Here is a 25,374-nt window from a genome sequence, read left to right on the forward strand (position 1 = left end):
GTAACCTCACGGAGTGATGGAGAGCTCTTTGCCAGACCTCGAGGCGATCCTCCTGGTCGGGGGGCAGGGCACCCGCCTGCGTCCGCTGACACTGGGCACGCCCAAGCCGCTGCTGCCGACCGCCGGGGTGCCGTTCCTGGCCCACCAGCTGGCCCGTGCGCGATCTTTCGGCGTACGCCGGATCGTGTTCGCGACCTCGTACAAGGCGGCGATGTTCGAGCCCGCCTTCGGCGACGGGTCGGCGTTCGGGCTCTCGCTGGAGTACATGACGGAAGAGACGCCGCTGGGCACCGGCGGAGCCATCCGCAACGCCGGCGAGGCGCTCGACGCGGGCCCCGACGACCCCGTCCTCATCCTCAACGGCGACATCCTCTCCGGTCACGACATCGGCGCGCAGGTGCGCCTGCACCGTGACAGGCAGGCCGCTGTAACGCTCCATCTGACGGAGGTCGACGATCCCTCCCGGTTCGGCTGCGTGCCGACCGACGAGGCGGGGCGGGTGACGGCGTTCCTGGAGAAGACGCCCAACCCGGTGACCAACCGGATCAACGCCGGCTGCTACGTCTTCACCCGCTCGGTGATCGACTCGATCCCGCGCGACGAGGTCGTGTCGGTCGAGCGGGAGACGTTCCCCGGGCTGATCGAGTCGGGGCAGCTCGTCATGGGCTACGCCGACCGCACCTACTGGCTCGACGTCGGCACGCCGAGCGCCTACGTGCAGGGCTCGCGTGACCTGGTGCTGGGCCGGCTGGCCTCACCCGCGCTGCCCGGCCCGACGGGCGAATACCTGGCGCTCGAAGGCGCCAGGGTCTCGCCCGAGGCCAAGATCCAGGACGGCACGGCGGTCGGCGCCCGCGTGGTCGTCGAGGCCGGGGCGACGGTGGCCGGGTCGGTGCTCAGCGACGACTGCGTCGTGGAGGCCGGGGCCCGGGTGAGCGACTCCGTCGTGGGGCAGCGGGCGCGCATCTGCGCGGGCACGGTGGTGCGCGACGCGGTGATCGGTGACGACGCGGTCGTGGGGCCGGGCAACGAGTTGCAGCACGGCGTACGCGTATGGCCGGGCGTCGAGCTGCCCGAACGCGCCCTGCGCTACTCCAGCGACGTCTGACCCGCCCTCCCGGCCCGAGCAGGTGAGGGGCAGGGGCAGACTGGTGGGGTGAAGGAGCGCAGGTGGGTGCCCGCGGGGCCGCTGGACGTGGGGCTGGCGTTGATGCCCCACCGGCGCGGCGGCGGCGATCCCACCTGGCGCCGCGAGGGCGACGGCTCCGTGTGGCGCACGTCCAGGACCCCCGACGGCCCCTGCACGCTCAGGGTGAGCGTCAAGGCCGGCGGCGTGCACGGGCAGGCGTGGGGGCCCGGCGCGGCCTGGGCCCTGGAGAGCCTGCCGGCGCTGCTCGGAGCCGATGACGACGTCGCCGGGTTCAGCGTCGAGCACGACGTGCTGGCCGAGGCCGTCAGGAGGCATCCGGGGCTGCGGATCGGGCGGACCGGCCGGGTCATGGAGGCGCTCGTGCCAGCGGTGCTGGAGCAGAAGGTGGTCGGCCGGGAGGCGTGGCGGGCCTGGCAGTGGCTGCTCCGCCGCTATGGCGAGCCGGCCCCAGGGCCCGCGCCCGAGGGGATGCGGGTGGTGCCGGAGAGCGACGTGTGGCGGCGGATCCCGAGCTGGCACTGGCACCAGGCGGGCGCCGAGGCCGTGCGCGCCAGGACCATCGCCAACGCCGCCTGGCACGCCGCCAAGCTGGAGGCCGCCGGCACCACCGAGGAGCTCGACCGGCTGCTGCGCGCGCTGCCCGGGATCGGGGTGTGGACCTCCGCCGAGGTGCGCCAGCGCGCCTTCGGCGACGCCGACGCCGTCAGCGTCGGTGACTTCCATCTGGCCAAGCTGGTCGGTTACGCCTTCACCGGGGAGAAGACGGACGACCCCGGGATGATGCGGCTGCTGGAGCCCTATGCCGGCCATCGTCACCGCGCCACGGTCCTGGTCTGGCTCAGCGGCGTCCGCCCACCGGCCAGGGGGCCCCGGATGCCGGTCCGCGACTACCGCGCGTTCTGAGCCCGGCACCGGGCCTCGCATAGTGACCCGGCCGGGCGGCCGCCGGTCGTTCCGCGCCCGCCACCGGGGCCGCCGGTCGTTCTGAGCGCGACCCTGAGTGCGTACGGCGAACCCAGGCCGTCGTACTGTGCCTCTATGAGTTCTGACTCCGCGCTCCGCCGCGCCCTCGCCCGAGCCAGGGACGGCAAGACCCTCGACGTCACCGAGGCGACCGTCCTCCTGCACGCCCGGGACGAGCACCTCGACACGCTCCTCGACCACGCCTCCCGCGTACGCGACGCCGGGCTGCGTGCCGCCGGGCGCGAAGGGATCATCACCTACAGCAGGAAGGTGTTCATCCCGTTGACCCGGCTCTGCCGGGACCGTTGTGGTTACTGCACTTTTGCCACCGCTCCGCACAAGCTTCCCGCGCCGTTCCTGAGCCCGGACGAGGTGCTGGAGATCGCCCGCCAGGGGGCGGCGATGGGGTGCAAGGAGGCGCTGTTCACACTGGGGGACCGGCCGGAGGACCGCTGGCACCAGGCGAGGGAGTGGCTCGACGCGCACGGCTATGACGACACGCTGTCCTATGTGCGCGCGATGGCGATCAGGGTGCTGGAGGAGACCGGGCTGCTGCCGCACCTCAACCCGGGGGTGCTGAGCTGGCGCGACCTGCAGCGGCTCAAGCCGGTCGCGCCGTCGATGGGGATGATGCTGGAGACGACGTCGCGGCGGCTGTTCGAGGAGAAGGGGCAGGCCCACTACGGCTCGCCGGACAAGGACCCCGCCGTACGGCTGCGCGTGCTGGAGGACGCCGGACGCACGAACGTGCCGTTCACCACCGGGATCCTGATCGGCATCGGCGAGACCGTCCAGGACCGGGCCGAGGCGATCTTCGCGATCCGGCGGGTGGCCAGGGAGTACGGCGGCATCCAGGAAGTCATCGTGCAGAACTTCCGCGCCAAGCCCGACACCGCCATGCGCGGCCTGCCGGACGCCGACCTCCAGGAGCTGGCCGCCACGATCGCCGTCGCCCGGCTGATCCTCGGGCCGCGCGTACGGCTGCAGGCGCCGCCCAACCTGGTGGACGCCGAGTACGAGCTCATGATCAGGGCCGGGATCGACGACTGGGGCGGCGTGTCCCCGCTCACCCCCGACCACGTCAACCCGGAGCGGCCGTGGCCGCAGATCGACGACCTCGCGGCCCGTACGGGCGAGGCCGGCTTCCAGCTCCGCGAGCGTTTGACGATATATCCGGAATACGTGCAGGCGGGGGAGCCGTGGCTCGACCCCCGCCTGTTCGCCCACGTCGCCGCGCTCGCCGATCCCGCCACCGGTCTGGCGCGCGAGGACGCCGTGCTCGAAGGCCGTCCCTGGCAGGAGCCCGACGGCGGATTCGCCGCGTCCGGCCGGGTCGACCTGCACGTCGAGGTCGACACCACCGGCCGCACCGCCGACCGCCGGGACGACTTCGACCACGTCTACGGCGACTGGGACGCCCTCCGCGACCGCCTCCCCGCGTCGACCGCCGCGTTCTCGGGTGAGGTGCGGCAGGCGCTGGCGAGGGCCGCGGCCGATCCGGCCGGGCTGACGGACGCGGAGGCCGTGGCGCTGCTGAGCGCCGACGGCGCGGAGCTGGAGGAGCTGGCCGCGATCGCCGACGCCCTGCGCGCGGAGGCGGCCGGCGACGCGGTCACCTACGTCGTCAACAGGAACATCAACTTCACCAACGTCTGCTACACCGGTTGCCGCTTCTGCGCCTTCGCCCAGCGCAGGACCGACGCCGACGCCTACACCCTCAGCCTCGACCAGGTCGCCGACCGGGCGGAGGAGGCGTGGGCGGCCGGCGCCACCGAGGTGTGCATGCAGGGCGGCATCCACCCCGACCTGCCCGGCACCGCGTACTTCGAGATCGCCAAGGCGGTCAAGGCCAGGACGCCCGGCATGCACGTGCACGCGTTCTCCCCGATGGAGGTGATCAACGGCGCGAGCCGGACGAACCTGTCGATCCGCGACTGGCTGGAGGCCGCCAAGGAGGCCGGCGTGGACTCCCTGCCGGGGACGGCGGCCGAGATCCTCGACGACGACGTGCGCTGGGTGCTGACCAAGGGCAAGCTGCCCGCCAAGGAGTGGGTCGAGGTGATCACCACCGCGCACAAGGTCGGCCTGCCCACCACCGCCACCATGATGTACGGGCACGTCGACAACCACCTGCACTGGGTCAGGCACATCAAGCTCATCCGGCGGCTGCAGGAGGAGACCGGCGGGTTCTCGGAGTTCGTGCTGCTGCCGTTCGTGCACACCAGCGCACCCATCTATCTGGCGGGCGTGGCGAGGCCGGGCCCGACCGCCCGGGAGAACCGGGCCGTGCACGCGCTGGCCAGGATCCTGCTGCACGGCGCGATCGGGAACATCCAGTGCTCCTGGGTCAAGCTCCAGGACGACCTGTGCCGCCAGGTGCTCCAGGGCGGCGTCAACGACCTCGGCGGCACCCTGATGGAGGAGACGATCAGCCGGATGGCGGGGTCGGAGAACGGCTCGTACAAGACGATCAGCGAGCTGCGCGAGATGGTCGGGGTCACCGGCAGGCCGGCCAGGCAGCGCACCACCGAGTACGGCGTCCCGAGCGAGGAGCGGCTGGCGGCCTCGGCGGCCAGCGACGGAGTCTGCCAGAGCGTCAGAAGGGTGCTCCCGCTGGCCTAGTTGTAACATGTTCTAACAAGCACTTGCGTCCGCCCAGTGAGTCGCTGGGAGAATCGTCACTCCCCTGGGAGAGAGGTTCACCGTGCGGTTGGGTCGACACCGCGCCGCGCTGCTCCCCGAGCAGCGGCGGAGGAAGGCGCTCCGACGCGGCATCCTGGCCGGGCTGTCCGCCGTGGCCATCGTCGCGGCCGGCCTGGTCGTGATCTTCGGCAGCGGTGGCGTGCTGTGCACCACACGAGAGCCTGTTCTGGTCGACGTGGCGGCGGCGGTGGACGTGGCTCCCGCCGTCATGGAGGCGGCGAGCCGGTTCAACGGGACGAAGACGGCCGTGGGTGGCCGGTGCGTGCTGGTCCAGGTGACCGAGCACCCTCCGGCCACCGTCCTGCGCACGCTGATCGGCGACCGGGCCGGCGTGCTGAGCGAGCGGCCCGACGGGTGGATCGCCGACTCCTCCGCCTGGATCAGGCTGGCCCGCCAGCAGGGCGCGAGCGCGCTGCCGGCGGGGGAGAGTGTGGTGGCCACCTCGCCGCTGGTGTTCGCCACCCGGGCGTCGCTGGCCCAGCGCTTCTCCGTGGGGCGGACCGAGATGAACTGGCGGATGGTCTTCCCCTCGACCGTGCGCGGGCGGCTGACGCCCAACGCGGACGAACCCGACGTCGTCCGGGTGCCGGACCCGTCGCTGGCCGGGGCCGGCATCGCGACCGTGGCCGCCGCGCGGGACGTGGTCGGGAAGGGGCCCGAGGCGGACAAGGCGCTGACGGCGTTCGTCCGGTGGGCGCAGGCGGGCTCGGCGCCCGACTACCGCAGCATGCTGGCCGCCGTGGACGACCGTACGTTCTGGCAGCGTCCCGTCGTGATCGTGCCCGAGCAGTCGGTATGGAACCACAACCTGCGGCCCTCCTCCGACCCCGTCGTGGCCCTGCACCCGCGCGAGGGCACGATCAACCTCGACTACCCCTACGTCGTCACCGCCACCGATCCCTCCGTCGCCGAGGCGTCGAGCGTCTTCGCGGGCTGGCTGAAGGGCGCGCAGGCGCAGGAGATCGTGCGCAGGGCGGGGTTCAGGTCGGGCGACGGCGCCCAGGGGCCGATCTCGCCCGGCCCCCAGATCCCCGCAGAGGCGCCCAGGACCAGGGCCTCGGTGTCGCCGCAGGACATCGACGACGCGCTGCGCGCCTGGAGCAGGCTGGCCCCGCCGACGAACATCCTCGTGCTGGCCGACACCTCCAAGCACATGGCCGAGCCGCTGAACGGCACCACCCGGGTCAGCGTGGCGCTGGCGGCGGCCAAGATCGGCCTGCAGCTCTTCCCGGCCTCCACGCACATGGGCCTGTGGGAGTTCGCCGACAAGGTCGGACGCATCAAGGGTTACCAGGAACGCGTCGGCCTCGGCCCGATCAGCGAGCCCGACAGCGGGCAGGTCATCCGCAAGAGCCGCCTGGACGAGCTGACCAGCACGATCACCGCCCATCCCAAGCTCGCCAGCTCCCTGTACGACGCCATCCACAGCGGCTTCCGCGAGGTCAGCGAGGAGTACCGGGAGGAGATGAACAACGCGCTCCTGGTGATCACGGCCGGCCGGGACGACGGCAAGGGCGCGGACCTACGGCAGTTGCTCGACCAGCTACGCCGTGAGTGGAACCCGGACAAGCCCGTACAGATCATCGTCATCGCGTTCGGCAAGGGCGTGGACCGGGCGGCGCTGTCGCAGATCACGGCCGCCACGAACGGCTCCCTGCACGAGGCCCAGGAGCCCGGCGAGATCATCGACGTGTTCCTCGCCGCCCTGGCCCGCCGCCTCTGTCACCCGACCTGCAAACCCACCACCTGACCGACGCTTTTCCAGGGAGAACGGGAACCGGCCGCCCATGGAGCTCTGGGCGGCCGGTCTCAAGGGGTGCGGCTACACGCGCTGCCAGAGCGCCGGCACGTTCGGCGGCTCCCATCCGGCGAGGGCGGTGTGCGACTGGAGGCACCGGTACGTGGCGCCGTTGTAGGTCACGGTGTTACCGGTGCTGTACGCGGTCCCCGCCCGCCAGGTGCCGGAGGGCGTCGTCGGGGGCACGGTCGGCGTCGGGGTGGGCGTCGGCGTGACGGTCGGCGGAGGCGTCGGGGTGGGGTTGCCGCCACCGCCGCCGAAGTTCAGGTCGATACAGGAGTAGAAGGCGTTGGTGGTGTCGGAGATGTTCCAGATGGCGAGGACCTTCTGCCGGCCCGAGTAGCCGGAGAAGTTGACCGGGTGCGAGACCGTCGCCGGCGGCTGCTGGCCGTTGCCGGCGAAGCTGGCCACCCTGGTGTTGCCGATGTAGTACTCGAAGTTCGAGGTCGCGTGCCTGGCGGTGAACGTCCAGGTGAACGTCACGGTGCTGCCCACCGACGCGGCGGGCCACGGCTTGCTCTCGTCGCTGAGCTGGGCGAACTGGCCGAGGTTGGCGTGGCAGTTGCGCAGGCCCTTGGGGCCTTCGACGCTCTGCGGCTCGTAGACGATGTTGCCGCAGCCGGAGACCTTGCCCTGGTGGCAGTTGGCCTGACGGCTCGGCGGTGTGAGCACGTAGCCGTGGGCGAACGCGGGTGTGGTGTTGAACACCGTGGTGGCGACCGCGATCACCACCACGGCGACGAGCGTGAGAGTCCTTCGCATGAAGTGGCTCCTTTACATGGGGGGGGCCCCAATGTAAAGGAAACTTTCCTAACGGTAAATGGCGGACTTGACCGCTGTCCGGACCGCCGTCAACGCGTGAGGATGAAGTCGGCGGGATCGCGCGGCGCCCGGTCACGCGGCGGCGCGGCTGCGTGCCCGACGGCCACGCAGCCCATCGGGTCCCACGACTCGGGCAGGTCGAGCACCTCGCGCACCACGGGCCGGCAGAACATCGTGGACGACACCCATGCCGAGCCCAGCCCCTCGACGGCGAGCTGCACCAGGAAGTTCTCCACCCCGGCGCCGGTGGCCACGATGAACATCTCCCGCTCGGAGGTGTTGCGCCGCTCGTCGCGGTACGTGTGCGACCCCTCCATCACCAGGCAGGGCACGACCAGATAGGGGGCGTTGCGCAGCACGTCACCCCGCTTGACCCGCTTGGCGATCGACTGCTCGGTGAACCCGTCGCCGCGCAGGTCGGCGATCCACGCCTCGCGCATCGCGTCGAGCAGCTTCGTCCGCGTCTGCGGCGACTCCAGCAGCACGAACCGCCACGGCGTCGTGTGGTGCGGCGCCGGCGCCGCGATGCCGGCCGCGACCGCCCGGCGCACCGCCTCGGGATCGACGGGACGGTCGGAGAACTCCCTGATCGTCCGGCGGGCGAACACCACGTCGCGCGACCCGAACCGGAACAGGTCGTCGTCGGCCGGCCGCACCAGCGGCCTGACCCCGGGGCCGTCGTCCTCGGTCACCAGGTGGGACAGCCCGCGCACGATCGCCACCGGGACCCCGGCGAGCTTGCCCTTGACCAGTTCGGCCGCGCTCGCGATCTCGTCGGCCAGCGCCGTCACCGTGGCGTTGAGCTGGTTGCCGTAGGTGTCGGAGGCGCCGCGATAGTCGTCCAGCGGACGGAGGCCGGCCACCCCGATGGCCACGTCGGTGAGCCCGTTGCGCCACGGCCGCCCGAACGTGTCGGACACGATCACGCCCACCTTGGCGTGCCCGGCGAGCCCCGCCCTGATGCGCCTGGCCGAGGCGTCGGAGTCTTCCGGCAGGAGCAGCACCGTGCCGGGCTCGGTGTTGGAGGCGTCGACGCCGGCGGCGGCCATGACGAAGCCGTGGCGGGTCTGGGAGATCACGGTGTCGCCGCGCCTGGCCACCACCCGCTCGGTCTCGTCCTCGATGGCCCGGGTGCGGTCCGGCGCGTGACGCACCCGGCCCTCGGCCTTGCTCACGATCTTGGAGGTGACCACCACGATGTCGCCGTCACGCAGCCCGGCGCCGGCCAGCAGCGCCGCCACGTCGTCGCCCGGCCGCACCTCGCCGATCCCGGTCACCGCGACCACCTCGACCCGCTCGGGCGCCGCCGAGTCGTGGGCCGTCATCGGGCGAGCTCCTGGGCCAGGTCGAGGGCGGTGCGGGCGATGGCGGCGGTGGCCTCGGCGTCGTGCATGAGGAGCGGTCCGGCGACCACGCGCACGCCGTCGAGCGCGACCCCGGCGTCCTCCTCGGCCACCAGCCAGCCGTCGATCAGCTCGGAGCCGTACAGATCGAGCACCGCCTGCGCGGTCGTCTCCACCCCGATGGCGGTCAGGCAGGCGTCGGCCATGCCCCTGACCGGCGCGCCGCCGATGATCGGCGAGACGCCGACCACGGTCTTGGGCAGCAGCGCCTCGCGGATGCCGGGAACCTGGAGGATCGTGCCGATGCTCACCACCGGGTTGGACGGCGGCAGGATGACCACGTCGGCCTGCTCGACGGCCTCAAGCACCCCGGGGGCCGGCTTCGCGGTGTCGGCCCCCACCAGCGCGAACGACTGCGCGGGGACGGAGGCGCGCAGCCGTACCCACCACTCCTGGAAGTGGATGGCGCGCTTGCCGCGCTCGTCCTCGATCACGACGTGGGTCTCGCAGCGGTCGTCGCTCATCGGCAGCAGCCGCACGCCCGGCTGCCAGCGCGCGCAGAGCGCCTGCGTGATCTGCGAGAGCGGGTAGCCCGCCTCCAGCATCTGCGAGCGCACGATGTGGGTGGCGAAGTCGCGGTCGCCGAGCCCGAACCACTGCGGCTCGACGCCGTACGCGGCCAGCTCCTCCTTGACGACGTGGGACTCCTTGGCCCGGCCCCAGCCCTGCTCCTCGTCGATGCCGTTGCCCAGGGTGTACATCACGGTGTCGAGGTCGGGGCAGACCCGCAGGCCGAACAGGGTGATGTCGTCACCCGTGTTGCCGATGACGGTGATCGTGGAGTCGGGTGCGGCGGCGCGCAGGCCGCGCAGGAAGCGGGCGCCGCCGATGCCGCCGGCGAGTGACACGATGTGCATGCGGCCCAGTCTTTCACCGGGCTCTGACAAGCCGGTCGGGGGACCGGTTTTCGCCTTTTGTCGGCGGTGTACGTCCTGGTACTGCATGAATTGAGATGGAAGAGGTTCCTGGGACTCCCGGCAGGGGGGTCGGTGATGTGGCAAACTCCCTTCGGGCTAATGGGTCCGATGGGGGTAGTTGTGAGCAAACTTGACGTCGCCCGGCTGAAGGAGCCGGCCGCCTGGATCATGCTCGTCACCGGATTGATGCAGGTCGTGCTGGCGATCGGCCACATCCTGATCGGGTCGACCGCGTCGTCGTTCATGGACCGCGCGGCGGGGAACTTCTCGAGCGTGACCAGCCCGGTCGTGACGGCACTGCTGCTCGGCGCCGTGCTGCTGGTGACGAAGGTGGGCGAGCCGTCGGCCAAGGCCAAGCCGATCACGTACGGCGCCGCAGTCGGACTGCTGCTGGCCTCGGTGTTCGGCATGCTCGCGCTGCTGCTCGGCCTCTTCTCCGGCCTCGGCGCCCGCTCGACCATCGAGTACGTGCTCCTCGGCGTGCCCACGCTCGCCCTGACCGCCATCGCGCTGGTCTACCTGCTCCCGCAGGTGATGCCCGAGCGGCAGGCGGCCCAGGTGTACCACGGCCAGTTCGGCGCCCAGCCCGGCTTCTTCGGCGGCCAGCCCCAGCAGTTCGGCCAGGGCGAGCAGCCCCAGCCCGGTTACGGCCAGCCCGGCTACCCCCAGCAGCCCCCCTCGGGCCAGCAGCCCTTCGGCCAGGACCAGGCCGCCGGCGGCTTCGCCCAGCAGCCCGGCCAGCCGGGGTTCGGCCAGGAGCAGGGCCCCGGAGGCCCCGGCCAGCAGGGCCCTGGTGGTCCCGGCCAGGGCCCCGGCGGCCAGCCCGGTTTCGGCGGTCCGCAGGATCAGCAGCAGTACGGCCAGCAGCCGATGTCCGGTCAGCAGCCCGGCCAGCCCGGTTTCGGGCAGGACCAGGTCGCCGGTCTCGGCGGTCCCCAGGACCAGCAGCAGTACGGTCAGCAGCCCATGTCGGGCCAGCAGCCCGGCCAGCCTGGGTTCGGCCAGGAGCAGGCCCCTGGCGGTCCCGCCCAGCAGGGCCCCGGAGGCCCCGGCCAGCAGGGCCCCGGTGGTCCCGGTCAGGGCCCCGGCGGTCAGCCCGGTTTCGGCGGCCCGCAGGACCAGCAGCAGTACGGCCAGCAGCCCATGTCGGGCCAGCAGCCCGGCTACGGCCAGCAGCCGCCCTCCACGCCCGGCTACGCGCAGCAGCCCCCCTCAACCCCCGGTTACGCGCCACAGCCGCTCTCAGCCCCCGCGTACGACCAGCAGCCGCCGTCCGCCCCCGGGTACGACCAGGCGGCCGCCGGATACGGCCAGCAGGCCCCCTCGACGCCCGGCTACGGCCAGCAGCCGCCCAGCTTCGGCGGGCAGCCCGAGCCCCAGGCGACCAACCCGCAGCAGCCGTACCCCCAGATCAGGGGCGCGCTGCCGGCCGCGCCCGGGGACCAGCAGCAGCCCGAGCCGTCCTTCCCGCCGCAGGGGTTCGGCCAGGGCTACAGCTCCGTGGACACGGCCCCGGCGGCCCAGGACTACAGCACGCCGCCGGCCGGCGAGTACACCCCGGCCCCGTACGTCCCGGCCGACAGCCAGCCGAACATCTACGGTCAGCCGAGCCCGAACCCGTACGCGCCTCCCCCGAACGACCAGGCCGCCTCCTTCGCGCCGCCGGCCGAGCAGCAGCAGGCGAACCCGTTCGCGCCCCCGGAAGACGCCGCGTACACGCCGAGCGAGACCGCCCCCAACGCCCCGTTCCCGCCGGCCGAGCCGCAGCAGCAGTCGTACTTCGGGCAGAGCGCGTTCGACCAGCAGCAGCAACAGCAGGGCGGCCAGCCGTTCACCGGCTACTCCGGCGCCGAGTTCGCCACCCCGCCCGCCTACCAGGAGCCCGACGCGCCGGTCGACCCGCGCTCGCAGCAGCTCATGGACGCCTACCACCAGGCGGAGACGTACCAGTCCAACGCCGGCCAGCCGAACGCGGGCACCCAGCCGGAGCTGCGCGTGCCCGACTACGGCGGTGGGCAGGGCGGCGACCCGTTCGGCCACCCGCGGCAGGAGCTCGAGCGGCAGGCCCAGGAGCAGTACGGCGGCTACGAGCCGCAGCAGGGCCAGTACCGGCCCACCCACCAGGCTCCGCAGGCCGCCGCCCAGCCGGGATGGCCGGACCAGGCCGAGTCCACGATGCGGCTCGACCCGACGTCGTTCGGCAACGCCTTCGGCGGCGAGCAGCGCCGTCCCGGGGACGACCCGATCGACCCGACGGCCATATACACCCCCAATGAGCCCCGCAGGTAACGGACCGGCAATGGACTGCTAGAGAGAAGGTGGGCCATGGGCGGGCGTGTTTCCCGCCCTGGTACGGTTCCGACCGCAGACAGCGTTGAACGAGCCAGGCCGACGCCATGCGTGCAAGGCGCCGGCCCGGTGCGAACATCACATGCCGAGCACACCGGGGCGAGATCTGGTCTTTCCCCGGATAGCTGCATGCCGCTTGACGTCACGCACGGCACACGCGTGTAATTACAACCATGTTGTTACGCCTTCCTGTGGGTGGGTAATAAGGAAGGCGTCCATGGGGGGCTCCATTGCGGGCGGGCGGCAGGGAGGTGTGCAGTGACCGATCCGGTCATCGCACAGGATCAGCTTGACGCTGAAGAACTCGGCTGGCAGGAGCGCGCGTTGTGCGCGCAGACTGATCCGGAGGCGTTCTTCCCGGAGAAAGGCGGCTCCACCCGAGAGGCCAAGAAGGTCTGCCGATCGTGCGAGGTCCGTGCCGAGTGCCTGGAATACGCACTCGAGCACGATGAGCGGTTCGGCATCTGGGGTGGGCTGTCCGAGCGGGAGCGCAGACGGATCAAGCGTCAGGCCGTTTAGGTCGAATGAGAGATCCGGTGCGGGCCGCCGCTGCGGCGTGGGTCGCGGACGGCAGTCCGACCTGCGGTTTCTTATCGTTATATAGGGGGGAAGGGGTCACGCGGTCCGCCGTGTGACCCTTTTCGCATCTCCTGGCGGCGTCGCACCTGTATGGTGGGGCCGCCTGATCATCCCCCCAGGAGTCACCCACCCATGGCACGTCCCTACGTCACCGTGATCGTCGTCGCCCATGACGGCGCGCGCTGGCTCGGGGAGACGATGCGGGCCCTGATCAACCAGAGCCGCCGACCGGACCGCGTGGCGGGCGTCGACAACGGCAGCAGGGACGGTTCGGCCGACCTGCTGGCCCAGACGCTAGGGCGCGGCAGCGTGATCTCCCTGCCCCGCTCCACCGGTTTCGGCGAGTCGGTCGCCGCGGTGCTGGACAAGCTCCCGTCCGCCGGGCGGGACGAATGGATCTGGCTGCTGCACGACGACTGCGCCCCCGACAGGCGGGCGCTGGAGCTGCTGCTGAGCGCGGCCGAGCAGGATCCCAAGGCGGCCGTGCTCGGCCCGAAGTTACGCGACTGGCTCGACCGCAGGCTGCTGCTGGAGATCGGCGTCACCGTGGGCCGTACGGGACGCAGGGACACGGGGCTGGAGCCGCGCGAGTTCGACCAGGGGCAGCACGACGGCACCCGCGAGGTGCTGTCGGTGTCCACGGCGGGGATGCTGATCAGGCGCGACGTGTGGGAGCAGGCCGGCGGCCTGGACCCGTTCTTCCCGATCTTCCGTGACGACCTCGACCTGTGCTGGCGGGTGCGCAACGCCGGGCACAGGGTGCTGATCGTGACGTCGGCGGTGGCCTGGCACGCCGAGGCGGCGGCCCGCCGGCGGCGGCGGATCACGGTCAGCGGTGACCATCCGCGCCGTCTCGACCGGCGTAACGCGATCTTCGTGGTCATGGCGAACCTGCCGTTCCGCGCGATGCTGTGGGCGCTGCTGCGGAACGTGATCAGCTCGATCGTGCGCACGCTGCTGTTCATCGTGAGCAAACAGCCGGCGAACGCGCTGGACGAGGTCGTGGCGATCTGCTCGATCCTGGTGCATCCGTTCCGGCTGCTGCGGGCGCGCCGGGCCCGCCGTCACGGCCGCAAGAGGGGATATATACGCATAAAGCGGCTTATGACCCCTCGGGGTGCGGCCTACCGGCGCCTCACCGACATGGTGCAGAGCTTCCTGGCCGGCGAGGCGCCCGTCGACTCCACCGGGCGGCACCACCACTCCACGGCTGCTCCCGGCTCCCCCGGCGAGGAGCCGGACGTGGTCCCGCCGCCCGGCGCCGGCGCCTTCCAGCGCTTCATCGGCCGCCCCGGCGTCATCCTCATGTTCGCGCTGACCGTCGTCTCGCTGATCGCCGAACGCTCGCTCCTCGGCGGCGACCGGCTCGGCGGCGGCGCCCTGGTGCCGGTGACCGGCGGCGCGGGCGACCTGTGGGCCTTCTACACCGAGGGGTACCACGACGTCGGGCTCGGCTCCGCCGCCTGGGCGCCGCCGTACGTGGCCGTGCTGGCCGCCCTGTCCACGCTCGCGCTCGGCAAGACCTGGGTGGCCGTGTCGGTGCTGCTGCTGGGCTCGGTGCCGCTGGCGGGGGCCACGGCGTACCTGGCCACGCGGCACATCGTCCCGGCCGTGCCGGCCCGGGCCTGGGCGGCGGGGACGTACGCGCTGCTGCCCGTCGGCACCGGGGCCATCGCGGCGGGGCGGGTGGGGACGGCGGTGGTGTTCGTCCTCGTCCCCGTGTACGCCTGGCTCTGCGCCCGGCTGCTGTCCGGCGAGCCCCGGCCGTCCAGGAGGGCCGCGTGGGGGCTCGGCCTGCTGCTGGCCGTCGGGACGGCGTTCGTGCCGCTCGTCTACCCGCTCTTCGCGGTCCTCGGCGTGCTCGCGGCCGGCGGCGCCCGCCGCCGGCCGCGATCCGCCGGCCGAAGTGACGTCCGGGACAGTGTGCGCGGCGCGGGCAGGGGTGGCGTGCGGGATGGCGTGCGCGGCGGGGCGGACAAGGGTGGCGTGCGCGGCGGGGTCGCCGGGTCGATGGGCATCGCGCTCGCGGTGCCGCCGCTGCTCCTTCTGCCCTGGCTGGTGGACCTGCTGGGCGACCCGGGCCGGCTGCTCCTTGAGGCCGGCCTGCACGATCCGGCCCTGGTGGACCCGTCGTTGCCCGCCGAGTCCCTGCTGGCGATCAGCCCGGGAGGGCCGGGACTGCCGCCGTTCTGGGTGACCGCGGGGCTGGTGGCGGCGGCGCTGGCCGCGCTGCTCATGCGCCGCCAGCGCACGATCGTCGCCGTCGGCTGGGGCGTCGCGCTCTACGGCGTGCTGGCGGGCGTCCTGGTCAGCCGGATCACCGTCGACGGCGCGCGGGCCTGGCCCGGGGTGCCGCTGGCGATCGCGGGCGCGGGGCTGGTGGTGCTGGTCGGGCTGACCGCCCACCGGCTGACCGAGCTGCGCGCGGGCGGCGGGCTGCGGCGGCTGGGGGCGACGGCGGTGGTGGCGGTGGCGTTCAGCACGCCGCTGCTGGCCGCCGGCTACTGGATGGTGGAAGGGGTACGCGGGCCGCTGCGCGGTGACGCGCCCGACGTGATGCCGGCCCTCGCCGCCGCCCGTACCACGCAGGGGGAACGGACCCTGGTGATCAAGGGTTCCGGGTTCACGGTCCTGCACGGGCGCATCCCGCTGATCGGCGAGGCGGAGCTGCCGGCCGATCAGAGGACCCGCGCCCGGGTGGGCGCGGCGGCGGAAGGGCTGGTCGGCGGCCGCGGCGGCGACGCGGCCACGCTGGCCCAGCAGGGCATCGGGATGGTGGCGCTGGCGCCGCCGGTCTCCTTCGAGCTGGCCAGGACGCTCGACTCGCAGCCGTCGCTGCAGCGCCTGAGCCTGTCGGAGTCGGGCGGCCTGTGGCGGCTGGCCGAGCCGGTCACCCGCGTGCCCGCCCAGCCGGTGAGCGTCCTGCACGTGCCGCTGCTGTGGGCGCAGGGGGCGTTCCTGCTGGTGGTGGTGCTGCTCGCGTCCCCAGGACGGCAGCGGCAGGAGGCGGCGGAGCCCGCGGGCATGGCGCTGGCGGGCGCGTGACGTCCCGGGACGCCGGCGGGCGCGCAAGGGCCCGGAGAGCCGGAGGCGGCGCGATGAGAGCCTTCGTCGAGCACCGGTCAGGGCTGCTGGTGCTGGTCGTCGTGTCCCTGGCCGCCCTGTACGGCGTCGCGTACGTCACCACGCCCGCCCCGCTCCCACCCCCGCCCTCGGCCCCGAGGAAGGTGCCCGTGGAGTCGGTCACCGCGGTCTGCCCGGGGGCGAAGGGCCAGCGGGTCGGCGTCTACCTGCCCGGAACGGTCAACGGCGAGACCATGGCGGACGCGAAGCCGTTCGTGACCAAGGGACCCGCCGGTCTGGAGGCCGGCTACCTCACCCGCGTCACCAAGGGCGCGGGCCGCGGCCTGGCGGGCGTCCGCTGCACGGAGCCGTCCGCCGCCACCTGGCTGGTCGGCCCCGGCCCCGCGAACGCCGACGTCCGCCTGCACCTCACGAACGCCGACAAGACGCCCGCGCTGGCGGACGTGCAGGTCTACGCGGCGGAGGGCCCGATCTCGGGTGACGCGGGCACCGGGCTGGAGATCGCTCCGGGGGAGCACAGGGAGATCGACCTCAGGACGCTGGCACCGTCCGCCGACATCATGGCCCTGAGCGTCACCACCGTCTTCGGCCGCGTGGCCGTCGCCGCGAGGGCCACGCTGGAGACGGGCGGCGTGGACTGGCTCCCGCCGGCCGCGCCGCCGGCCACGCGCGTGGTCGTGCCCGGCATCCCCGGCGGCGGCGGCCCGCGCCGCCTGCTCGTCGCCGCGCCCGGTGAGGGCGACGCGACGGTGCGGATCAGGGCGGTGAGCGAGGACGCCGAGTTCGCGATGCGCGGCAAGGAGTCGCTGGACGTGCCGGCCGGCGGCGTGGTCGCCCTCGACGTCACCACCGGCATCGCCGGCTCCGCCTCCGCCCTCGTGCTGACCTCGTCCGCGCCGGTCGTGGCCGGGCTGGTGATCACCGGCACCGGCGGCCGCTCGGACGTCGCCTTCACGGCCGGGACGCCGTCCCTGGACCTGGGCAGCGCCGTGGCCCGCAACGCCGCCGGCTCGGAACTCCTGCTCACCGCCGTCGGCGGGCCCGGCGCGGTGCGGGTGCAGGTGGTGGCGGGCGAGGGGGCGGAGCAGGAGCCGTTCGACGTGGAGGTGGCGGCGGGGCGGACGCGGGCGGTGCGGCTCAAGGCCAAGGGGGACTTCGCGGTCGTGGTCACGCCGGTGTCGGGGGAGGTCTACGGCGGGCGGGTGGTGCGCGAACGCCTGAGGACGGGCCTGCTGCTGACGGCGCAGCCGCTGGCTCCCGCGCGGATGTGGACCAAGCTCCCGCCCCTGACCGACACACCCCGCGTGGTGCTCCCCTGAACACCCGGGCTCCGGCAGGTCAGGTGGCGCTCCCTGAACTCCGGCCGGTCACGCGGCGCTCTTGAGCATCAGCCGTTCAGCGGCGGTGAGCGCCGGACGTTCAGCGGCGGTCGTCGTAGCCCGGGTCGACCGTCTCGGGGGACAGGCCCAGCAGCGTGGCGACCTGCTCCACCACCGTGTCGTGCACCATCGCCCCCAGCGTGTCGCGGTCGCGCGCCCTGGCCTCCAGCGGCCGCCGGTAGATCACCACGGACGCGGGCGACTGCCCGGCGGCGGCGTCGGCCCGGCCGAACGGGATCGGATCGGAGTTGAGGCGGGGCCCGTCGCCCAGCTCGCTCAGCGGCGGCACCTCCTCCACCGCGAACTCCACCGCCGACAGCTGTTTCTCCCAGCGCGGCCGGAGCCGGTCGACCGCGTCGAGCACCAGGTCGTCGAAGCGTTCGCTGCGCGACTTCGCGATGGGGACATGGGAGGGAGCGAGCGGGCCGCGCAGGCCGCGACCATGGCGATCGCGCCGTCTGGGCCCGCGCTTCTGTGTCACGCCAGCCAGTGTACGGGGCGCGTCCCCCGCGCACCCGGAGCGCGTACGGGTTCCGCTCGCGGCGGGCCCGGGCACTTTTGGTGAAGGAAGAGGAGGCCGGAGGGGTTGGCCATGAGGGCAGGTGGGGAAGCCGGGGAGGGAAGTGCGGGGGAAGGGGCGATTTCTGCGGGGCATGTGGGTGGAAAACCTGCGACAGGTGTCCGAATTGTGGCGACACGCTCGTTAAGAGCGCTCAGGTAGTGGCGCCTCGCACTCTTACCAGATACGGTCCCTCCGTGAGCCCCGTCCGCCGCTGTTCCCGCACCGCCTGCAGCCAGCCTGCCGTCTTCACGCTCACGTACGTGTACGCCGACTCGACCGCTGTTCTGGGCCCCCTGGCGACGTACGCGGAGCCACATTGTTATGACCTGTGCGCCGAACATGCCGAGCGGCTGACCGCTCCCCGCGGCTGGGAGGTGGTTCGGCTGCCGACGGACGGCGCCTCGCCCAGCTCCGACGATCTCGAGGCGCTGGCCAACGCGGTCAGGGAGGCCGCGCGGCCGACGCCGTCCGGCGGTGGTGAGCCGGTCGGTCAGGGCGTCGAGGTCGGCCGTCGCGGGCATCTGCGCGTTCTGAGATCGGCCCAGCAGCACCGCGACCGGTAGGCTCCCTGTGTAAGGCGGAACCGACCTAGGGCGGAGCTGGAGAGTGGGCGACCTCGCCAAGATCTTCAAAGCGTACGACGTTCGCGGAGTGGTGCCCGACGAGCTGGACGAGCCGGCCGCCGAGGCCGTGGGCGCGGCGTTCGTCGAGGTGACCGGCGCCGGATCGGTCGTCGTCGCGCACGACATGCGCGAGTCGTCACCCCCGCTGGCCGAGGCGTTCATCCGCGGGGCCCGTTCGCGCGGCGCCGACGTCGTGCACGCCGGGCTGGGCTCGACCGACCTGCTCTACTACGCCAGCGGCAGCCTCGGGCTGCCCGGCGTGATGTTCACCGCCAGCCACAACCCGGCCCGCTACAACGGCATGAAGATGTGCCGGTCGGGCGCGGTGCCGATCGGCGGCGACACGGGGCTGACCGAGATCCGCGACCGGGCGGCCGAGCTGCTCGGGGCCACGTTCGCGCCGGGCGGCTCGGTGATCGGCAAAGACCTGCTGACCGGCTACGCCGACCATCTGCGTACGCTGGTCGACCTGCGGGGCATCCGGCCGCTGAAGGTCGTCGTCGACGCGGGCAACGGGATGGGCGGCCACACCGTGCCGGCCGTGTTCGACGGGTTGCCGATCGAGCTGACCCCGCTCTACTTCGAGCTCGACGGGAACTTCCCCAACCACGAGGCCAACCCGCTGGAGCCGCAGAACCTGGTGGATCTGCAGCGCGCGGTGGTCGAGCGCGGCGCCGACCTGGGGCTGGCCTTCGACGGCGACGCCGACCGGTGCTGGGTGATCGACGAGCGCGGCGAGTCGGTCTCGCCCTCGGCGGTCACGGCGCTGGTGGCGGCGCGCGAGCTGGCCAAGCATCCCGGCGCGACGATCATTCACAATCTGATCACGTCGCTCGGCGTGCCGGAGATCGTCCGCGAGCACGGCGGCGTCCCGGTGCGCACGCGGGTCGGGCACTCGTTCATCAAGGCCGAGATGGCGCGCACCGGCGCCGTCTTCGGCGGCGAGCACTCCGCCCACTACTACTTCAGGGACTTCTGGTTCGCCGACTCCGGCCTGCTGGCCGCGATGCACGTGCTGGCCGCGCTGGGCGAGCAGGACAGCCCGCTGTCGCAGGTGGTCGGGGCCTACTCGCGCTACCACGCCTCGGGCGAGGTCAACAGCGCGGTGTCCGACCAGGCCGAGGCGCTGCGGCGGGTACGCGAGGAGTTCGCCGGGCGCGGGGAGTTCGACGAGCTCGACGGGCTGACCGTGACCGGGTCCGGCTGGTGGTTCAACCTGCGTGCCTCCAACACCGAGCCGCTGCTCAGGCTGAACGCCGAGGCGGCCGACGAGACGAAGATGACGGCGATCAGGGACGAGGTCCTCGCCATTGTGGGAAAGGTGTCAGAGTGAAGATCGACGACTGGCTGCTGGAGATCCTGGCCTGCCCGGCGTGCAAGGCGCCGCTGCGTGCCGAGACCGAGGCGGAAGAGCTGGCCTGCACCGGATGCGGGCTGATCTATCCGGTCAGGGATGACATCCCGGTTCTGCTCGTCGACGAGGCCAGGAAGCCGTGACCTGGGAGCCGGAGCGGCTCGACGACCAGCGTCATCTCAGTGAGGGCGATCCCTCGGGCATGCTGCCGGCGGTGGCCGGCGCGGCGGCCCACGTACGCACCGGCTATCGCAACGCGATCGAGGCCCGGGTGGACCGCCTGGCCGGCCAGGGGCGTCCCCGCGCCATCGTGGTCGCCGGCATGGGTGGCTCGGGCATCGCCGGCGACATGCTGGCGGCGGTGGCCGGCAACGGCGCCCCGCTGCCGATCGTGACCGTGCGCTCCTACCAGCTCCCCGGCTGGGTGGGCGCCACCGACCTGGTCATCGCCGTCTCCGGCTCGGGCGACACCGAGGAGACGCTGTCCGTCGCCACCCAGGCCGTGCGGCGCGGCTGCACGCTGCTCGGCGTGGGCGCTCCCGGATCGCCGCTGGAGGCCGTCGCCACCCAGGCGTCGGCCGTCTACGTCCCGGTGCCGGTCAGCGGGCAGTCCAGGGCCAACCTGTGGCTGCTGGCGATTCCGCTGATCGTGGCCGCCGTCGAGCTGCGGCTGGTGACGGCGGAGCCGGATCTGTTCGAGCGGGTGGCCGCGACGCTGGAGGACATGGCGAACCGGTGCCGGCCGGCCAGCGAGTCGTTCATCAACCCGGGCAAGTCGCTGGCGATGGACCTGGCCGAGTCCGTACCGATGATCTGGGGCTCCTCGCCGTCCACGGCCGTCGCGGCGCACCGGCTGGCCGGCCAGCTGCACGCCAACGCGAAATATCCCGCCATGCACGGCGAGCTGCCCGAGGCCGGTCACCTCCAGGTCGCGGCCCTCGACGGGCCGGTGGCCGAGCGCGACATCTTCGCCGACGTCTCAGGACGCTCGCTGCGGCTCGTGATCCTGCGCGACGTCGAGGAGCACCCCCAGGTGACGCGGCGGCGCGAGGCGTCGCTCAGGCTGGCCCGCGAGCGCGGGGTGCCGGTCAGCGAGCTCATGGCCGAGGGCGTGCACCCGCTGGAGCGGATGGCCACGCTCATCGGGCTCGGCGACTACGCCAGCACCTATCTGGCACTGGGTTATGCCATCGATCCCACCCCCGTGTCGGCGATCACTGAACTGAAGGCCAGAATTTCGCAATAGGATCCCCTTCCACAGGCCTTTGCAGTTGATCTTTATGAGTGGAGCAGATCGGTGAGCGCGAGCGGCGGAACTAAAGCGATCATTGCGGCATTGTCCGCGAACTTGGCCATCGCCGTGGCCAAGTTCGTGGCCGCGGCCTTCACCGGATCGTCCTCGATGCTGGCGGAGGGCATTCACTCGGTCGCCGACTCGGGCAACCAGGTGTTGCTGCTGGTGGGTGGCAAGAGAGCGGCCAGGGCCAGCACCAAGGAGCATCCGTTCGGATACGGGCGCGAGCGTTACTTCTACGCCTTCGTGGTGGCCGTCGTGCTGTTCACGATCGGCGCCGCGTTCTCGATTTACGAGGGCGTGCACAAGCTCTCCGATCCGCATCCGGTGGAGGCGCCGGCCTGGGCGTTCGGCGTGCTGATCTTCGCGATCATCGCCGAGGGATTCTCGTTCCGTACGGCGATCAGGGAATCGAACACCGTGCGCGGCAAGCAGTCCTGGGTCTCGTTCATCCGCCGCTCCAAGTCGCCCGAACTGCCCGTCATCGTGCTGGAGGACCTCGGCGCGCTGCTCGGTCTGGTCTTCGCGCTGTTCGGCGTGGCGATGGCGGTCATCACCGGCGACGGCCGCTGGGACGGCGTCGGCACCCTGATGATCGGCGTGCTGCTGGCCGTGATCGCGATCGTGCTGGCCGTCGAGATGAAGTCGCTGCTCGTCGGCGAGGGCGCCGCGCCGGAGATGGAGAGCCGCATCAGGGCCGCCCTGGAAAGCGCGCCCGAGGTGGCGCGGGTCATCCACATGCGCACGCTGCACCTGGGGCCCGAAGAGCTGCTGGTGGCGGCAAAGATCGCGGTCGAGCACAACGAAACGGCGGCGGAGGTCGCCCACGGCATCGACGAGGCGGAGCGCCGCATCAGGGACGCCGTGCCGATCGCCCGGGTGATCTACCTGGAGCCCGACCTCGACCGCCTGCGCTCCGGCAACGCCTCCACCTCCGCCTGACCACCTCGCCGCCGCCTGGCCACCTCGCGTTGCGCAGATCTCCGCGCGGCGCGAGGTCTGCTCAGCGGTGACGGGGCTGCGCTCGGGCGGCGGCTGGCCAGGCGCAGGGCTCTGCTCAGCGGTGGCGGAGCAGGCGCAGGGCCTTCTCCTTCTCGAAGTCGAGCGCCCTGCGGGGCACCTGGATGCGCCCGATGCGCACCCCCAGGTCGCGTACGGCCGCCGCCACCGCCGGGTCGCTCAGCACCCGCAGCGCGAACGCCAGCTCGGCCGGCGAGACGTCGAACCGTTTCTCCAGCTCCACGCCCTGGGCCACCGCGGACAGCTCGTCCGGCCCGAACCGGCGATGGGCCCCCTGCTCCCGCACCGGCGGCAGCAGACCGAGAGCCTCCCGGTATCGGAGCATTCGCGGGGACATGCCGAGTCGCTTGGCCGCTTCCGTGATGCGCATTCTTACATTCTTACGTCAGATTCCGACTACCTGGGGTGCGACCGCGTACGAGGGCCGCCTAAACTCGTCGCGACAACATCAGTGACGCGAGGGGAAACCCGATGGACTTCAAGGTCGCCGACCTTTCACTTGCCGACTTCGGCCGCAAGGAGATCCGGCTCGCCGAGCACGAGATGCCCGGCCTCATGGCGGTCCGCAAGGAATTCGCGGCCTCCCAGCCCCTCCGCGGCGCGAAGATCATGGGCTCCCTGCACATGACCATCCAGACCGCCGTCCTCATCGAGACGCTGGTGGCGCTCGGCGCCGAGGTGCGCTGGGTGAGCTGCAACATCTTCTCCACCCAGGACCACGCCGCCGCCGCCGTGGTGGTCGGCCCCGACGGCACCGTGGACGACCCGCGCGGCGTGCCGGTCTTCGCCTGGAAGGGCGAGACGCTGGAGGAGTACTGGTGGTGCACCGAGCAGGCGCTGACCTGGCCTGACGGCGACGCCCCCAACATGATCCTCGACGACGGCGGCGACGCCACGCTGCTGGTGCACAAGGGCGCCGAGTACGAGAAGGCCGGCGCCGTGCCGCCCGCCACCGCCGACGACCCGGAGGAGTGGCACGTCATCATCGACCTGCTCACCCGCACGGTCGGCGCCGACAAGCGGTGGACCCGGATCGCCGAGAGCATCAAGGGCGTCACCGAGGAGACCACGACCGGCGTGCACCGTCTCTACGAGATGCACAAGAACGGCCAGCTCCTCTTCCCGGCGATCAACGTCAACGACTCGGTCACCAAGTCGAAGTTCGACAACAAGTACGGCTGCCGCCACTCCGTCATCGACGGCCTCAACCGCGCCACCGACGTGCTGATCGGCGGCAAGGTCGCGGTGATCTGCGGCTACGGCGACGTCGGCAAGGGCTGTGCCGACGCGCTGCGCGGCCAGGGCGCCCGGGTCATCGTCACCGAGATCGACCCCATCTGCGCGCTCCAGGCGGCCATGGACGGCTTCCAGGTGACCACGCTGGAGGAGGTCGTCGGCATCGCCGACATCTTCGTCACCTGCACCGGCAACTTCAACATCATCACCGCCGCGCACATGGCGCAGATGAAGCACCAGGCGATCGTCTCCAACATCGGCCACTTCGACAACGAGATCGACATGGCCGGCCTGGCCAAGCTGCCCGGCATCGTCAGGAACACCATCAAGCCGCAGGTCGACGAGTGGGTCTTCGCCGACGGCCACTCGATCATCGTGCTGGCCGAGGGCCGCCTGATGAACCTGGGCTGCGCGACCGGCCACCCCAGCTTCGTCATGTCCAACTCGTTCACCAACCAGGTGATCGCGCAGATCGAGCTGTTCACGAAGACGGCCGAATACCCGATCGGCGTCTACACGCTGCCCAAGCACCTGGACGAGAAGGTGGCCCGGCTGCACCTCGACGCGCTGGGCGTGAAGCTCACCGAGCTGACCAAGGAGCAGGCCTCCTACATCGGCGTCCACGTCGAGGGCCCGTACAAGTCCGACCACTACCGGTACTAGATCTTCCTCAGAGATGGCTCCGGGAGCTCGTCTCTCGGAGCCATCCGTTTTTTCATCTTTTACGGCGGGCCAGGTTACCCGCACGCGCCGACGCCACCTCCGTCCGTCATGGCCGGTCGTGAAGGCTCACGGGCCGGGCGCCGTGACGACGCGTAATCTTGGCCGTGTTCTTCGGTGGGGGCTGGCCATGGATCTCAGTGCGAGCGGTGAACGGCAGATCTCCTGGGCTGCCCGGTCGATGCCGGTGTTGACCGCGATCGGTGAACGGTTCTCCCTCGAACGCCCGCTGGACGGGCTGAAGATCGCTGCCTGCCTGCACGTCACCGCAGAGACGGCCGTGCTGATGGGGGCGCTGAAGGCGGGCGGCGCGCAGATCGCGCTGGCCGCGTCCAACCCGCTGTCCACGCAGGACGACGTCGCCGAGGCGTTGCGCGGCTACGGGATCGCGGTGCACGCGCGGGCCGGGGTGGATCGGGCCGCCTACTACCGGCACATCCACCAGGCGCTCGACCTCGCGCCCGACCTCGTGCTGGACGATGGCTGCGACCTGGTCAACATCCTGCACACCGAGCGGACCGACCTGCTCGACGGCGTGAGCGGCGGCTGCGAGGAGACCACGACCGGGATCATCCGGCTGCGGCAGATGGCGGCCGAGGACGCGCTGCGGTTCCCCGTGGTGGCCGTGAACGACACCCGTACCAAGCGCATGTTCGACAACCGGTACGGCACCGGCCAGTCCACGCTGGACGGCATCATGCGGGCCACCAACACCATGCTGGCGGGCCGGACCGTGGTGGTGGCCGGGTTCGGCTTCTGCGGGCGCGGGGTGGCCGAGCGGGCGAAGGGCTTCGGCGCCCGGGTGATCGTGACCGAGATCGACGCGGTCAAGGCGCTCGACGCCACCCTGCAGGGCTACGAGGTGCGGCCGATGGCGCAGGCCGTGCTGCTCGGCGACCTGTTCGTCACCGTGACGGGCAACCGCGACGTGATCAGGGCCGAGCACCTGGCGGCGATGAAGGACGGCGCGATCCTGGCCAACGCGGGGCACTTCGACGTGGAGATCGACGTGCGGGCGCTGGACGAGCTGGCCTCCGAGGTGCACCGCGGGGTCCGGCCCAACACCGACGAGTACGTCATGCCCGACGGCCGCCGCCTGCTGCTGCTCGCCGAGGGCCGCCTGGTCAACCTCACCGCCGCCGAGGGGCATCCGGCGGCCGTCATGGACATGTCGTTCTCCGCCCAGGCGCTGGCCGTGGCCTGGCTGGCCGGTGAGCGGGCCGGCCTGGAGCCGGGGGTGTACGACGTTCCTGAAGAGATCGACCACGAGGTGGCCAGGCTCAAGCTGGCCGCGGCCGGCATCGGCATCGACGTGCTCAACCCCGAGCAGGAGGACTACCTGCACTCCTGGCGCGTCGGATCGTGAACGCGATCGTCAGCGCCGGCCCTCTCCCGCGCAGGTGAGGGCGACCTGCTCT

20 protein-coding genes are annotated in these 25,374 nt (G+C 72.1%); 15 read left to right on the forward strand and 5 right to left on the reverse strand.

Going from position 1 to position 25,374, the window contains the following annotated elements; genetic code table 11:
• The first annotated feature begins 28 nt into the window (after nt 1-28).
• The 4 genes from manB (at nt 29) to B0I32_RS08830 (ending at nt 6,566) form a co-directional block, all read left to right on the forward strand.
• The gene (gene manB, locus B0I32_RS08815; protein ID WP_245955689.1) at nt 29-1,108 is read left to right on the forward strand and encodes a mannose-1-phosphate guanylyltransferase; all 1,080 of its coding nucleotides are present in this window, start codon (nt 29-31) and stop codon (nt 1,106-1,108) included.
• Between the two features lie 48 nt (nt 1,109-1,156).
• Nucleotides 1,157-2,053, forward strand: a complete 897-nt coding sequence (locus B0I32_RS08820; protein ID WP_181307170.1) for a DNA-3-methyladenine glycosylase family protein — start codon at nt 1,157-1,159, stop codon at nt 2,051-2,053.
• Between the two features lie 135 nt (nt 2,054-2,188).
• Nucleotides 2,189-4,735 carry a bifunctional FO biosynthesis protein CofGH gene (locus B0I32_RS08825; RefSeq protein ID WP_106236631.1) on the forward strand — a complete coding sequence of 849 codons (2,547 nt, stop codon included), beginning with the start codon at nt 2,189-2,191 and terminating at the stop codon, nt 4,733-4,735.
• An 82-nt stretch (nt 4,736-4,817) separates the two neighbouring features.
• Nucleotides 4,818-6,566, forward strand: coding sequence for a substrate-binding domain-containing protein (locus B0I32_RS08830; protein ID WP_245955690.1), 1,749 nt, complete (start codon nt 4,818-4,820; stop codon nt 6,564-6,566).
• Nucleotides 6,567-6,638: 72 nt separating this feature from the next.
• Here B0I32_RS08830 and B0I32_RS08835 read toward each other — a convergent pair whose 3' ends face one another.
• The 3 genes from B0I32_RS08835 to cofD all read right to left on the reverse strand — a co-directional run bounded on the left by B0I32_RS08835 (nt 6,639) and on the right by cofD (nt 9,696).
• Nucleotides 6,639-7,376, reverse strand: coding sequence for a lytic polysaccharide monooxygenase (locus tag B0I32_RS08835; RefSeq protein ID WP_106236633.1), 738 nt, complete (start codon nt 7,374-7,376; stop codon nt 6,639-6,641).
• An 89-nt stretch (nt 7,377-7,465) separates the two neighbouring features.
• Nucleotides 7,466-8,761, reverse strand: a complete 1,296-nt coding sequence (locus B0I32_RS08840; RefSeq protein ID WP_106236635.1) for a coenzyme F420-0:L-glutamate ligase — start codon at nt 8,759-8,761, stop codon at nt 7,466-7,468.
• Complete coding sequence (cofD, locus tag B0I32_RS08845; RefSeq protein ID WP_106236637.1) at nt 8,758-9,696, reverse strand: 2-phospho-L-lactate transferase; 939 nt, start codon at nt 9,694-9,696, stop codon at nt 8,758-8,760. The genes B0I32_RS08840 and cofD overlap by 4 nt, the downstream gene beginning before the upstream one ends.
• A 180-nt stretch (nt 9,697-9,876) precedes the next feature.
• Between cofD and B0I32_RS57535 the strand changes: the two genes are divergently transcribed.
• From B0I32_RS57535 to B0I32_RS57540, 4 genes are all read left to right on the forward strand, one after another.
• Nucleotides 9,877-12,045, forward strand: a complete 2,169-nt coding sequence (locus B0I32_RS57535; RefSeq protein ID WP_106236639.1) for a hypothetical protein — start codon at nt 9,877-9,879, stop codon at nt 12,043-12,045.
• Nucleotides 12,046-12,363: 318 nt separating this feature from the next.
• On the forward strand, nt 12,364-12,624 hold the full coding sequence (locus B0I32_RS08855) for a WhiB family transcriptional regulator (protein ID WP_020546325.1): 261 nt from the start codon (nt 12,364-12,366) through the stop codon (nt 12,622-12,624).
• Between the two features lie 192 nt (nt 12,625-12,816).
• Nucleotides 12,817-15,729, forward strand: a complete 2,913-nt coding sequence (locus B0I32_RS08860) for a glycosyltransferase (protein ID WP_106236641.1) — start codon at nt 12,817-12,819, stop codon at nt 15,727-15,729.
• A gap of 53 nt (nt 15,730-15,782) precedes the next feature.
• A complete protein-coding gene (locus B0I32_RS57540) occupies nt 15,783-17,087 on the forward strand; it encodes a DUF5719 family protein (RefSeq protein ID WP_106236643.1) in 1,305 nt (434 codons plus the stop codon).
• 100 nt (nt 17,088-17,187) lie between these two features.
• Here B0I32_RS57540 and B0I32_RS08870 read toward each other — a convergent pair whose 3' ends face one another.
• Entirely contained in the window at nt 17,188-17,628 is a 441-nt protein-coding gene (locus B0I32_RS08870; RefSeq protein ID WP_245955691.1) for a metallopeptidase family protein, read from the reverse strand.
• A 275-nt stretch (nt 17,629-17,903) separates the two neighbouring features.
• On the opposite strand from B0I32_RS08870, the gene B0I32_RS08875 reads away from it, so the two are divergent.
• From B0I32_RS08875 to B0I32_RS08895, 5 genes are read left to right on the forward strand one after another with little or no spacing between them, the layout of a single operon-like run.
• Entirely contained in the window at nt 17,904-18,272 is a 369-nt protein-coding gene (locus tag B0I32_RS08875) for a DUF3499 domain-containing protein (protein WP_106236645.1), read from the forward strand.
• Between the two features lie 43 nt (nt 18,273-18,315).
• A complete protein-coding gene (locus B0I32_RS08880; protein ID WP_106236647.1) occupies nt 18,316-19,665 on the forward strand; it encodes a phosphomannomutase/phosphoglucomutase in 1,350 nt (449 codons plus the stop codon).
• Nucleotides 19,662-19,829, forward strand: coding sequence for a Trm112 family protein (locus B0I32_RS08885; RefSeq protein WP_106236648.1), 168 nt, complete (start codon nt 19,662-19,664; stop codon nt 19,827-19,829). Before B0I32_RS08880 ends, B0I32_RS08885 begins: the two co-directional genes overlap by 4 nt.
• Entirely contained in the window at nt 19,826-20,932 is a 1,107-nt protein-coding gene (locus B0I32_RS08890; RefSeq protein ID WP_106236650.1) for an SIS domain-containing protein, read from the forward strand. The genes B0I32_RS08885 and B0I32_RS08890 overlap by 4 nt, the downstream gene beginning before the upstream one ends.
• A gap of 51 nt (nt 20,933-20,983) precedes the next feature.
• Nucleotides 20,984-21,922 (forward strand): cation diffusion facilitator family transporter, encoded by a 939-nt coding sequence (locus B0I32_RS08895; RefSeq protein WP_106236652.1) that lies wholly within the window; start codon nt 20,984-20,986, stop codon nt 21,920-21,922.
• A gap of 115 nt (nt 21,923-22,037) precedes the next feature.
• On the opposite strand, the gene B0I32_RS08900 is transcribed toward B0I32_RS08895, so the two are convergent.
• The gene (locus tag B0I32_RS08900; RefSeq protein WP_106236653.1) at nt 22,038-22,370 is read right to left on the reverse strand and encodes a MerR family DNA-binding transcriptional regulator; all 333 of its coding nucleotides are present in this window, start codon (nt 22,368-22,370) and stop codon (nt 22,038-22,040) included.
• A gap of 101 nt (nt 22,371-22,471) precedes the next feature.
• Between B0I32_RS08900 and ahcY the strand changes: the two genes are divergently transcribed.
• Complete coding sequence (gene ahcY / locus B0I32_RS08905; protein WP_106236655.1) at nt 22,472-23,899, forward strand: adenosylhomocysteinase; 1,428 nt, start codon at nt 22,472-22,474, stop codon at nt 23,897-23,899.
• Between the two features lie 187 nt (nt 23,900-24,086).
• Nucleotides 24,087-25,322, forward strand: coding sequence for an adenosylhomocysteinase (locus tag B0I32_RS08910; protein WP_106236657.1), 1,236 nt, complete (start codon nt 24,087-24,089; stop codon nt 25,320-25,322).
• Nucleotides 25,323-25,374: the final 52 nt, after the last annotated feature.

The organism is Nonomuraea fuscirosea (assembly GCF_003001935.1).
Classification (GTDB): Bacteria; Actinomycetota; Actinomycetes; order Streptosporangiales; family Streptosporangiaceae; genus Nonomuraea; species Nonomuraea fuscirosea.

Coding starts and splice junctions, on each gene's coding strand:
- B0I32_RS08860 (WP_106236641.1), top strand. CDS start 12,817: ATGGCACGTCCCTACGTCACCGTGATCGTCGTCGCCCATGACGGCGCG.
- B0I32_RS08910 (WP_106236657.1), top strand. CDS start 24,087: ATGGATCTCAGTGCGAGCGGTGAACGGCAGATCTCCTGGGCTGCCCGG.
- B0I32_RS08900 (WP_106236653.1), bottom strand. CDS start 22,370: ATGCGCATCACGGAAGCGGCCAAGCGACTCGGCATGTCCCCGCGAATG.
- cofD (WP_106236637.1), bottom strand. CDS start 9,696: ATGCACATCGTGTCACTCGCCGGCGGCATCGGCGGCGCCCGCTTCCTG.
- B0I32_RS08825 (WP_106236631.1), top strand. CDS start 2,189: ATGAGTTCTGACTCCGCGCTCCGCCGCGCCCTCGCCCGAGCCAGGGAC.
- B0I32_RS57540 (WP_106236643.1), top strand. CDS start 15,783: ATGAGAGCCTTCGTCGAGCACCGGTCAGGGCTGCTGGTGCTGGTCGTC.
- B0I32_RS08835 (WP_106236633.1), bottom strand. CDS start 7,376: ATGCGAAGGACTCTCACGCTCGTCGCCGTGGTGGTGATCGCGGTCGCC.
- ahcY (WP_106236655.1), top strand. CDS start 22,472: ATGGACTTCAAGGTCGCCGACCTTTCACTTGCCGACTTCGGCCGCAAG.
- B0I32_RS08840 (WP_106236635.1), bottom strand. CDS start 8,761: ATGACGGCCCACGACTCGGCGGCGCCCGAGCGGGTCGAGGTGGTCGCG.